The sequence below is a fragment of the Xanthomonas prunicola genome, from assembly GCF_025266575.1.
Taxonomy (GTDB): Bacteria; Pseudomonadota; Gammaproteobacteria; order Xanthomonadales; family Xanthomonadaceae; genus Xanthomonas; species Xanthomonas prunicola.
On the sequence record NZ_CP096142.1, the window covers coordinates 3580774 to 3592772 of the forward strand.

General features: G+C 63.3%; 6 protein-coding genes and 2 other RNA genes. 5 read left to right on the top strand and 3 right to left on the bottom strand.

All coding sequences use genetic code 11. The features are described from left to right. Window positions 1-154 precede the first annotated feature (154 nt). Window positions 155-2800 carry a hybrid sensor histidine kinase/response regulator gene (locus M0D43_RS15400; protein ID WP_252162099.1) on the bottom strand — a complete coding sequence of 882 codons (2646 nt, stop codon included), beginning with the start codon at window positions 2798-2800 and terminating at the stop codon, window positions 155-157. Window positions 2801-2908: 108 nt separating this feature from the next. On the opposite strand from M0D43_RS15400, the gene M0D43_RS15405 reads away from it, so the two are divergent. Further along, a non-coding RNA gene (locus tag M0D43_RS15405) (sX9 sRNA) lies at window positions 2909-2985 on the top strand. 141 nt (window positions 2986-3126) lie between these two features. On the opposite strand, the gene M0D43_RS15410 is transcribed toward M0D43_RS15405, so the two are convergent. Further along, window positions 3127-4299, bottom strand: coding sequence for an OprO/OprP family phosphate-selective porin (locus M0D43_RS15410; RefSeq protein WP_252162100.1), 1173 nt, complete (start codon window positions 4297-4299; stop codon window positions 3127-3129). 287 nt (window positions 4300-4586) lie between these two features. Here M0D43_RS15410 and M0D43_RS15415 point away from each other — a divergent pair, with 287 nt between their 5' ends. Together M0D43_RS15415 and M0D43_RS15420 are read left to right on the top strand one after the other, a co-directional pair. Beyond that, entirely contained in the window at window positions 4587-5960 is a 1374-nt protein-coding gene (locus M0D43_RS15415; RefSeq protein ID WP_260807346.1) for a dicarboxylate/amino acid:cation symporter, read from the top strand. A gap of 198 nt (window positions 5961-6158) precedes the next feature. Next, a complete protein-coding gene (locus tag M0D43_RS15420; protein WP_252162101.1) occupies window positions 6159-8432 on the top strand; it encodes an NADP-dependent malic enzyme in 2274 nt (757 codons plus the stop codon). Window positions 8433-8731: 299 nt separating this feature from the next. On the opposite strand, the gene M0D43_RS15425 is transcribed toward M0D43_RS15420, so the two are convergent. Then, a non-coding RNA gene (locus M0D43_RS15425) (sX9 sRNA) lies at window positions 8732-8807 on the bottom strand. Window positions 8808-9171: 364 nt separating this feature from the next. On the opposite strand from M0D43_RS15425, the gene M0D43_RS15430 reads away from it, so the two are divergent. Beyond that, a complete protein-coding gene (locus M0D43_RS15430) occupies window positions 9172-10695 on the top strand; it encodes a hypothetical protein (protein WP_252162102.1) in 1524 nt (507 codons plus the stop codon). Between the two features lie 189 nt (window positions 10696-10884). Further along, window positions 10885-11916, top strand: coding sequence for an RHS repeat domain-containing protein (locus tag M0D43_RS15435; RefSeq protein ID WP_252162103.1), 1032 nt, complete (start codon window positions 10885-10887; stop codon window positions 11914-11916). The last annotated feature ends 83 nt before the right edge of the window (window positions 11917-11999 follow it).

Genomic DNA, 11999 nt, shown 5'->3' on the forward strand with positions numbered 1-11999 from the left:
CAGCTGGAGTTTCTGCCAGGGATGGCGATGGATCGGTCTACGCTATTGCCGCAGGCGCTCCATCGTTTTGACGATACGCCGATCACCCCTGATCGGTGCATGCGCTGCCGGTGTCGTTGAAGTGCGGCCAGGCATGTAGCGCGGGCCGCCGCGCCTATCCGCGCCGCATCAGCATCTGCGTCACCAGCGCACGCAGGGCAGGCGGGCGTACCGGTTTGGACAGAAAGCCCCAGCCCAGGTCCAGTGCATGCTCGCGCAGGGCGGGGTCGGGTTCTGCGGTGACCAGGATCACGCGCGGTTCGCGTTGCCAGCGCTGTACCAGTTGCGGCAGCAGCATGGGACCGTAATGCGCGCCCATGCGCACATCCAGCAGCAGCAATTCCGGCACCTCATCTGCATTGGCAGCGTTCAATGCCTCATCCGGGCCGCCGGCAAAATCCACTCGGCATTCCCAGCGTTCCAGCAGGGTGCGGGTGGCCTCGCACACCAGTGGCTCATCGTCCACGCACCACACGCGGCAGCCATGCAGGATGGGGTCGTTGCCGTGTTCTGCCGTCGTGGCGGGCGCTGGCAGGTGGCGTGCGATTGCAGCGCGTTCGCCCAGCGGCACGGTCACCGAAAACACGCTGCCACTGCCCAGGGTGGAACGTAGCCCGATGCGATGGCCGAGCAGACGGCCGATGCGCTCGACGATGGCCAGTCCCAGTCCCGCACCGCGGTCGTTGGCCACACCGTCATCCAGGCGGCGGAATTCTTCGAAAATTTCGTGCTGCAAGGCATCTGGAATGCCGGGACCCTGGTCGTGCACCTCGATGCGCAGCCAGCCGCCGCGGCGACGGCAGCCGATCAGCACGCGTCCGCGCGGCGTGTAGCGGATGGCGTTGGAGAGAAAGTTCTGCAGGATGCGGCGCAGCAGGTTTTCATCGCTCAACACCACCGCCGAGGTGGGTACCGATTCCAGCACCAGCCCGCGGTCTTCGGCCAGGATGCCGAATTCGCGCGCCAAGGTGTCCAGCAAGGGTGCCAGCGCAAAGTCGCGCACCTGGGTCTTCAGGCTGCCGGCTTCCAGGCGCGAGATGTCGAGCAAACTGTTGAGGATGGCGTCCTGCGCCGCCAGCGCTCCGTCGATGTTGTCGACCACGCGCGCGCTGCCAGCCTCGCGCACTTGCCCACGCAACACCGAGACGAACATGCGCGCAGCGTTAAGCGGCTGCAGCAGGTCGTGCACCGCCGAGGCGACGAAGCGGGTTTTGTAGCGATTGGCGCTTTCGGCCTCGCGCTTGGCCGCCGCCAGATCGCGGGTACGTTCGGCCACGCGGTGTTCCAGCGCGTCGGCCAGCGAGCGCAGTTCGCGTGCGGCGTTCTTGTAGCTGGTGATGTCGGCGTAACTGGTGACAAAGCCGCCATCGGGCAGCGGATTGCCGCGGATTTCCAGCACCGTGCCGTCTTCTTTTTCGCTCTCGCGCATATGCGGTTTGCCGCTGCGCAAGTGATTCAGGCGCCGCTCGATCGCCGCTTCGATCGGTCCTGGCCCCAGCAAGCCGCGGCGTGCATTGAAGCGGAACAGGTCTTCGATCGGGCGGCCGATCTTCAGCAGCTCCTGCGGGAAACGGAACAGTTCTACATAGCGCGAATTCCACGCCACCAGGTTGAGCGCCTCGTCGATCACCACCACGCCTTGCGGCAGATGTTCCAGGCTGCGACTCAGGCCGGCATTGGCCTGCTGGGCGGCGGTGACCACGCCGTCCTGCGCGGTGCGCAGTTCTTCGGCGTGTTGCTGCAACAGGGTTTCCAGTTCGTGCCGGCTACGCTGGCGCAACGCCGACAGCCGCCGCCGTTGCTGCACGAACAACCACAGCAAGGCCAGCGCCAGCCATGCGCCGGCGGCGGCAATCGCCGCGGCGCGGCCGGCAGCGGCGCTGGCGCGGGTGTCGTGCAGCAGGTGCAGGCGCCAGCCGCTTGCGGGCACTTCCAGGGTCTGCCACAGCACCTGCGCGCCGAGCGGCGGGTCGCGGATGTCGGCCAGCACACCGCCGTAGCCGGTCTGCTCGATCAGCCGGCGCCGGAGCGGCAGCAACTCCTGATCGGCGTACTGGCGGGTGCTCTGCAGTTCGCGGCGATCGCGGTCGCTGAGCGGGGCCAGCATGCGGTAGCGCCATTCCGGCCGGCTGGCCAGAAACACCACATCGTGTGCGTCCGATGCCAGCACGATATCCGGGGTCTGCAGCCACTCGCGTTCCAGCGCAGCCAGCGCAATCTTGATCACCACCACGCCCTGCACCTGGCCGGCACCGTCGACAATGGCCTGCGACAGGAAATAGCCTGGCTCGCTGGTGGTCATGCCGATGCCGTAGAAGCTGCCGCTGCCGGTGGCCAGCGCCTGCTGGTAATACGGCCGGAAGGCGTAATCCACGCCAACGTTGTTGCGCGGCGCCCGCCAGTTGCTGGCCGCCAGCGCCACGCCATCGCGGTTGATCACGGTCAGCGTGGACGATTGGGTGACGTTGTTGGCGCGTTCGAGCTTGCGATTGAGCGCATCCACCTGGGCCGGCGACAGTGGGCCTGACACGGCGGCACGTAGCTCCGGGTCCAACGCCAGAATCTGCGGCAACGTGCGATAGCGGTCGATGCGCTGCTGCAGCGCCTGCGCGTACAGGCGCAGCTGGCGGCGCACAGTGGCGCTTTCATCGTGCAGCGCGCTTTGTTCGACGAAGCGCCCGGCCGCGACCATGGCCACCACCATGCCGCCCAGCACGATGGACAGGGTGAGCAGCAGACGGCGGCGTTGCGAAGCGTACATGGCTGCAAGTATGGCGGTGTGCCGGCGGATCGCGCAGCCATCACTGAGAGCGGCTAACAAAACACCTGTGCGCATCGCCAGCTGGGCGCGGCTGGTGCTCGGTACGGCATGTGCCACTTTGGCACTGCGGTTCTGAGGGCACGGTCCACGCCCGCCTGACGGCTGCTCGCGACGTTTTGTTGTTCGCTCTCATCGCAGGCTGGACCAGCGCCCAAAACGACAACGGCCGCACCCGTGATGGATGCGGCCGTGGCAAAAGCCTGTTGCGAATCGCTACAGAGCGCGCCGGAGCGAATCGCCGGCGTGCTGCAGAGCCTCAGTGTTGCTTAGAACTGCACCTGCGCACGCAGTTCCATCACGTGCGGGGTTTCATGTACGCCGTTGCGCGAGGAATCCACCCAGCTGTAGTTGGCCTGGAACTTGAAGTGGCTGGTGAGGTACCAGTTGGCGCCGATGGTGGTGTCGTGCTGACGGCCGCCATGGACGTTGTTGTCTTCCAGGTTCAGGTGGCTGTAGCGGGCAGTCAGCTCGACCGCGCCGTAGTCGTGCGTTGGCTTGATGTTGCCCGGCACGCCGCCCGCATAGCTGCGCGACTCGCCGGTCAGCGACCAGGTGCCGTAGATGTACTGGCCCTGGGCGATGAAGTGCGGCTGGTTCGCGTTGCGCGCCACTTCGGCACGCAGCGCTTCGCTCTGCAGCGAGAACGGGCCGTGGATCCAGACCCCTTCCAGGCCGGTACGGATCACGTGGTCCACATCGAGGATGGTGCCGGTGTCGATCAGCCGCACGTCGGTCAGGCCCGCTTCCGGGCGCGCCCGTAGACGCACGCGCGGGCTGAAGGACACGCCGCGGCCGTCGGTGTAGCCACGCGGGTTTTCGATTGCGCCGGCAAAGCCCAGGTGCAGCACGTCGCCTTCGCTCTTGAACGGAGTCCACACCGCATGCACGGCCTGGGTGGTGCCCGGGTTGTCGCCCTGCAGGTCCTTGCCGCCGTATGCGCCGGCCTGCAGCAGGTATTGCTGGCGCTCCAGCGTCCATTCCACGCCGGTACGCCGGCCCTCGAACACTGCCTGGCTCGGCAGACCCAGTTCCATGAAGCTGCCGGCTCGGGAGCTCTGCACCGCTTCCAGGCCCACCGGCACCTTGATGTAGCCCAGGCGCACGCGGCCGTAATCCTGGCCAAACAGGGCCTTGGTCTCGAACCGGTAGAACACGTCCAGCCACAGCTTGGATTCGAAATCGTAATAGACCATGGCGTCGTAAACGCCCTTCTTCTTGATGGTGGCGCCGAATTCCTTGCGGCGGAAGTCGGTGCGGTCTTCCAGGCGGTCGTCGCCGGAGAAGTTGTTGTCGTCGTAGGCGTAGTTGCCGGTCAGACCCAGCTCGGTGCCATCACCGAAGGTGTACTTGGTCGGCCAGTTTTCGATCGAGGTGGCTGCATTGGCAGCGGCGGGGACGATGGCGGCAGCCACCGCGAGGACAAGTAGATTGAGGCGCATAGGTATGGTCTTGGGCAATGAAGAGGGGCCGGGCGTCCTGCCATGGCGGTCGCAATGAATGTCTTCAGCAAGCGCGCAGGGTCCGGGCGACGGCAGCACAGAAACGGGGGTGTCTGCGTTAAACGGAATTAACGGCCGGCGGCGGCGCGGCTGAAGTGTAAGCTGACGTTCAGCCGCTGGACATGGAGTAGTACCAATGGGCTATCGGCCAGGGCTGTGACGTATGGCCAGAATGCGCGCAACGGGTACCTGCTCAGGCACCCCCTCTCGTCCCTCGGAGTGGTGTCATGCACATCAGCAAGCCTACCGGTCCCCTGCCGGCATCCGTCCCCTTCTATCGCCAGCTGTATTTTCAGGTGGTGGTGGCGATCGTTCTGGGTGCCCTGCTGGGCCATTTCGAGCCCGCCTTCGCCGAAAGCCTCAAGCCGCTGGGCGACGCCTTCATCAAGCTGGTGAAGATGATCATCGCCCCGGTGATCTTTCTGACCATCGTCACCGGCATCGCCGGCATGACCCACCTCAAGACGGTGGGCCGGGTGTTCGGCAAGGCGATGGCCTACTTCCTGTTCTTCTCCACCTTGGCCCTGGTGGTCGGTCTGGTCGTCGCCCATGTGGTGCAACCCGGCGCCGGCATGAACATCAACCCGGCCGATCTGGACCAGAGCGCGGTCAAGAGCTATGTCGAGAAGTCGCACGACCTGACCCTGGTCGGCTTCCTGATGGACATCATCCCCAACTCGCTGATCGGCGCCTTCACCGGCGATCAGGTCGTCAACGGCAAGCTGACCGGGCCGAACATCCTGCAGGTGCTGTTTGTGGCGGTGCTGTTCGGTGTGTCGCTGGCGTTGGTGGGCGAGCGCGGCAAGCCGGTGTTGAACCTGCTGGAAGCGCTGATCGCCCCGGTGTTCAAGCTGGTGCACATTCTGATGCGTGCCGCGCCGATCGGTGCGTTCGGCGCGATCGCCTTCACCATCGGCAAGTACGGCGTCGAGTCGCTGGTCAATCTGGCCTGGTTGGTGGGGTCGTTTTACCTAACCTCCTTGTTGTTCGTGCTGGTGATTCTGGGGGTGGTGTGTCGGCTGTGCGGGTTTTCGGTGCTCAAGCTGATTCGCTATCTGAAGGCCGAACTGCTGCTGGTGCTGGGCACGTCCTCGTCGGAGTCGGCGTTGCCGTCGCTGATGGAGAAGATGGAAAAAGCCGGTTGCGAGAAGTCGGTGGTGGGCCTGGTGGTGCCGACCGGGTACTCGTTCAATCTGGACGGCACCAACATCTATATGACGCTGGCGGCGCTGTTCATCGCCCAGGCGACCAATACCGAGCTGACCCTGGGCCATCAGATCGCACTGCTGGCAGTGGCGATGCTCAGCTCCAAGGGCGCAGCCGGCGTCACCGGTGCCGGCTTCATTACCCTGGCCGCCACGCTGGCGGTGGTGCCTGAGGTGCCGGTAGCCGGCATGGCGCTGATCCTGGGCGTGGACCGTTTCATGAGCGAATGTCGTTCGTTGACCAACTTCATCGGCAATGCGGTGGCCACTGTGGTGGTCTCGCGTTGGGAAAACGCCTTGGACCGCGACCGCCTCAAGCTCGTCCTGGACGGCGGAGAACCGCCGCTGCTGGCTCCTGTCGGCGAACCCGGCGTGGCGCCTGCCACCCTGCGTTGATGCTTCCTACGGCCCTGTCTTCCGTCGGTATTGCCGGCGGGAGACAGGGCCGTTCTGCTTTGGCCTGCACCTCGGCTGCGCCGCCCGCCGCGCCGCAGCATGCGATCTCCCTGCCGCGCTGACAGCTGCGCGACAGGCCCTTGTTCAGGCAGGAGGGTAGAATTCAGTTCTCCTGCGCCTTCGAGACACACACAGCCGATGTCCACCGACGACTTCAAACAGGCCGCCCTCGACTACCACCGCCAGCAGCCGGCCGGCAAGATCAAGGTCACCGCGACCAAGCCGATGCTGACCCAGCGCGATCTGTCGCTGGCGTATTCGCCAGGCGTGGCCTTCGCCTGCGAGGCGATCGTCGAAGAACCCACCCAGGCCAGCGAGCTCACCGCGCGCGGCAATCTGGTGGCGGTCATCACCAACGGCACCGCCGTGTTGGGCCTGGGCAATATCGGCCCGCTGGCCTCCAAGCCGGTGATGGAAGGCAAGGGCGTGCTATTCCAGAAGTTCGCCGGCATCGACGTGTTCGATATCGAGATCAACGAGAACGACCCGGACAAGCTGGTCGACATCATCGCCAGCCTGGAGCCGACCTTCGGCGGCATCAACCTGGAAGACATCAAGGCGCCGGAGTGCTTCATCGTCGAGCGCAAGCTGCGCGAGCGCATGAACATCCCGGTGTTCCATGACGACCAGCACGGCACTGCGATCATTGTTGGCGCGGCCGTGCTCAATGCGCTGGTGGTCACCGGCAAGAAGATCGAAGAGGTCAAGCTGGCCACCACCGGCATGGGCGCGGCGGGCATTTCCTGCGTCAACATGCTGGTTTCGCTGGGCCTGAAGCCGGAGAACATCCTGGCGCTGGACCGCGATGGTGTGATCCACACCGGCCGCACCGACCTGGATCCGGACAAGCAGCGCTACGCACGCGATACCGACAAGCGCACCCTCGCCGAGATCGTTGAAGGCGCCGATATCTTCCTGGGCCTGTCGGCCGCCGGCATCCTCAAGCCGGAGATGGTCGCCAGCATGGCGCGCCAGCCGGTGATCTTCGCGCTGGCCAATCCCAACCCGGAGATCACCCCGGAAGCGGCCAAGGCGGTGCGCCCGGATTGCATCATTGGCACCGGCCGTTCGGACTACCCGAACCAGATCAACAACGTGCTGTGCTTCCCTTACCTGTTCCGCGGCGCGCTGGATGTGGGCGCCACCGGCATCAACGAGGAGATGAAGATTGCCTGTGTCAAGGCCATCGCGGCGATGGCGCGGCGTGAGGCCTCCGACCTGGGTGCGGCCTACGGCGGCGAGACCCCGAGCTTCGGTCCGGAATACCTGATTCCGCGTCCGCTCGACCCGCGCCTGCTGGTGGAACTGTCGTCTGCCGTTGCGCAGGCGGCGATGGACTCGGGCGTGGCCACGCGCCCGATCACCGACATGGAGGCCTATCGCGACAAGCTCGGTCAGTTCGTCTACCGCACCAGCCTGATGATGAAGCCGGTCTACGACCGCGCGCGTGCCGACAAACAGCGCGTGGTGTATGCCGAAGGCGAAGAAGAAGTGGTGCTGCGCGCAGTGCAGAGCGTGGTCGACGAAGGCCTGGCGTTCCCGATCCTGATCGGCCGCCCGGACGTGATCGAAGCGCGTATCGAACGCATGGGGCTGCGCCTGACCGCCGGGGTGGACTTCGAGATCACCAATATTCTCGACGACCCCCGCTTCAACGATTACTGGCAGTACTACCACGCGCTGACCGAGCGTCGCGGCGTGACCGTCACTGCGGCCAAGGAACTGATGCGCTCGCGTCCGACCCTGATCGCCGCGGTCATGGTGGCGCGCGGCGAAGCCGACGCGATGCTGTCCGGCGTGGTCGGCCGCTTCCACAAAAAGCTGGGCTATGCGCGCAGCGTGATTCCGCTGGAACCGCGGGTGAGCTCCACCTCGGCGATGACGGGTGTGATCAACCAGCTCGGTGTGTTCTTCTTCCTGGACACGCACGTGCAGGAAGACCCCACCGTCGAGCAGGTGGTCGAAGCCACGCTGCAGGCCGCGTACCGTCTCAAGCTGTTCGGCATCGAGCCCAACATCGCGTTGCTGTCGCACTCCAACTTCGGTAGCCACGACTCGCGCGACGCGCTGAAGATGCGCCAGGTGCGCGAAGCGCTGCTCAAGCGCAAGCCCGAGCTCAACATCGACGGCGAAATGCAGGGCGACACCGCCTGGGACGAAGCGCTGCGCAAGCAGATCATGCCCAACAGCACGCTCAAGGGCCGCGCCAACCTGTTCGTGCTGCCGAATCTGGAAGCGGCCAACATCGCCTACAACCTGGTGCGCGTGTTCACCGACGGCGTGGCGATCGGTCCGATCCTGATGGGCATCTCCAAGCCGGTGCATATCCTCACCACCAGCGCCACCTCGCGCCGGGTGATGAACATGACCGCCATCGCGGCGGTGGATGCGCAGATCCGCAAGCAGTTGTAGGACGAGCAATTCGGCAGATTTGCCCGCTGCGGCCGTTGGTTTCTCGCACTCGGGCCCTTGGTCGCTCTGCACACAAGTTGGGTGCAGAGCGATAGCAAATCGATTTGCATCATCTCCCGGCATGCCCGTTCGCGGATGGTTGAAGCACCCCGATAACTGAAGCGAACCACGGCAGCCCCTGCGGCATAAGAACCTCATCGAACAATATTCTCGTGACCTTCTTCATTGCGGTAACGAGCAGTTCGCTGTTGGGCTCGACACGCTGCTGCGCGCTATAGCAGGGATATGCAGCTTAGGGTGGCTAACGAAACGTAGCGAGCAGTTGTCAGATGGATGTGGACGGCGCGCAGGAACCGGAGTGTACGCGTGGCACATGAGGATTCCGAGCACCAGCCGCGCCCGCCTGGCGGCTGCATGGTAGTTTTGTCAAACGCTCTTAAGCTGAAAGAATGCGCCGATGCGTTGTCCTCGCGCGCAGTGAGCTCTATCAGCAACAAGCCCGCCTGCGGAGGTTGCGCCGATGCTGAACGCGGCACCTTGCTAGTTTTCATCGGAAGAGGCTGCATCACCTCGCACGGCAACCTCCTTTGCAAGATCGGCTGGAGCGATGGCGGGCAAGGTTAGTTACGATGAAATTCCATTTTTTATATTACTTATTATAATTTAAATTATTTCTTGACGCCTGTGGCGGCGTGCCTGGATGATTCGGGCCAGACAGGGATGCCAATGGAGACCCGAAATGCCTTTGAGCTGGAAACGGCTTGTAGTGATGTGGGGAATTTTCTTCTCAGGATTGGCCGGCGCACAGTCGAATGGCAAGGCGCCTTGGGAAGAGTACGACAAGCTGATACACAACCGACAGGCCCTGACCGTGCTTGGGCCGACGCTGTTCGGCGATCAGGTGGATCTTTATAGCGGAGCGCTGAGTTTTTCCTCGGTCGATATCGAGGTGCCGGGCAATGCGCTGAATTTGAATGTCGGCCGTAGTTTGACGGTCGGCAACCGTCAGGGCTACGCGATCAACGACCTTCCGTTCGCAGACTGGGATCTGGAGGTTCCGCGCCTTTCCGGGGTCTTTGCCAGCACGACGGGCTGGGCGAGTGCCTGCACCCACAATGGCAATGGCCAACCGCCGATGGTCGGGTCTTCCGGCAGTGGCGGTTTGTTCCTCGCCAGCGAGTATTGGCACGGCAACCAAGTCATCATTCCCGGACGCGGGCGCCAAGATATGCTCGTCGCCAGCAATGGTAATTTGCCCAAGCCTGGCAGCGGCGGTCCCTACACCTGGCTGGCGCCGGATTTCACCTATTTTTCGTGTATCCCCCAGCAGAAGAATGCCTCTGGCGAGGGCTTCCTGGCGATCACCCCAGATGGTGTGAAGTATTGGTTCGACTGGCAGGCGCAGTATATGGAGCCGATCTTGGAGCGTCCCGATCCCGATGGCAGCGTAAAAACGCTGGGGAGGCGCCAGGCGGTGCTTTACGCCACCAGGGTCGAAGACCGCTTCGGCAATTGGGTCAACTACACTTATACCAATGCCGCCAATGCGCCTGCCACGCTGGCCTCCGTTTCCAGCAGCGATGGTCGTGCTATCGCGTTGAGTTACAACGAGCGTGGACATATCTCGCAGATCCGCAACGGCACCCAGTCGTGGACATACCATTACAGCTATCCGTCGGCTACCGCAGGACATCTGAGCGCGGTCGACTTGCCTGATGGCAGCCACTGGGCATTCGATCTGTCAGGATTGGCGTCGGCGGCCATTTTTTATGAGCAGGCAGTCTCGCCTGGAGATATCGTCCGTACCTGCGGCTATCCGGGATTTGTCGTCAGTCCGCCCAACGCAAAAGGGACGATCACTCATCCTTCCGGTGCAATCGGTGAGTTCACTGTCAGCGTCGTAGCACGGGGACGTTCGAATGTGCCACGTGTGTGCAACAACTACACAGCACGCAACAACGATCCCAACGACGACATCGCGCGTTATGCGATGACTTACGACGGCTTTGCCCTCACCCAGAAACGTCTATCCGGTCCGGGTATCGATGCGGCGGAATGGAATTATGCGTACGGCGGAACGGCCTCGTTCGCCTCCGGTACCGGTCCCACTTGCACCAGCGGCGAGTGTGGCGCAGTGATCTGCAAGTCGGAGAGCTGTTCAGGCAGCCAAATAACCCAAGTCAGCGAGCCGGAAGGAATCTGGGTGCGCTACACCTTTGGCAATAGCTATCGCTACAACGAAGGCAAACTGCTAAAGGTGTAGAAAGGGTCGGGACCCACCTCCATCCAGCAAGTCGATACCTTCACCTACCTATGGCCTTTCGAGGGTCAGCAGTTCGCCACCAGGATCGGAAACACCCAACAGGAAAGAGGCGATGGATTCTCCTCGGAGTACTTGCGTCCGGAAAGCGCAAAGAGTGTGTCGCTTGACGGCGTTACGTTCAATCGCAGCGTGAACGTGTTTGATGCGATGGCAAGGCCGCTGACGACGACGCGATGGAGCAGTCTGGGTTTCAGCCGTCAAGACGTGTTGACATATTACGATCAGCCCGCGCTCTGGACGATGGGGCAGATCCTGCGTCAGGTCAATTCGGAAACCGGAAAAGTCGTTGTCAGCACCGACTACGACGACACCACCGCGCTGCCAGTCCGGCAATATGCGTTCGGCAAGCTGCAACAAACGCTGTCCTATTCTGCCAATGGCTTGGTGGCGAGCGCCGCCGATGCGGGGGGCAATACGACCACCGTGTCCTCATGGAAACGCGGGATTCCCGAGTCGATCCGTTATGCGGATGGTAACGTCGTGTCCGCCGCGATCAACGACATGGGCTGGATCGAGTCCACGACCGATGCCAACGGCTACGCGTCCACCTACGGTTACGATGCGATGGGGCGCTTGACGCGATTGAGCTATCCCGCCAGCGATGAAACCGCATGGAATCCCCTCATATCGGATTTCCGAATCGTCGCCAGTTCGGAATTGGGGCTTGCACCCGGACACTGGCGCGTTACCACGACACAAGGGAACAAGCAGGTCATCCACTATCTCGACGCGCTGTGGCGTCCGGTAGTGGAAGAAACGTTCGATCAAGCAAATCGAGCCGCGACGTCGATGCAGGTGATCAAGCGTTATGACCGCGCCGGGCGTTTGGTCTTTCAGTCCTACCCGCAACGGGGGATTACCGACTACTCCCAATCCGTACCGGGAACACGCACTCAGTACGACATGCTGGGGCGTGCCACGCGGGTGGAACGCGACGCCGAAGGCGGCGTGCTCGCCACCACCATGGCGTATCTGGCCGGCTTTCAGCGCCTGACCACCGATCCGCGCGGCAACACGACCGCCGAACGCTTCCAGGTCTTCGATCAGCCCAGCGACGCGCTGCCTGTGACGATCGACGAGCCGGAAGGCGTTTCGACTGTTATCACCCGTGACATCTTCGGCAAGCCGTTGGAGCTGCTGCGCTCCGGGCCGGACCGTTAACCGAGAAGTGCGATCGAAGGGAACTTGGCACCGCTGGGCTCTGACGGGCCTGGCGGCAGGCATTGGCTAACATCGAAGGCAAG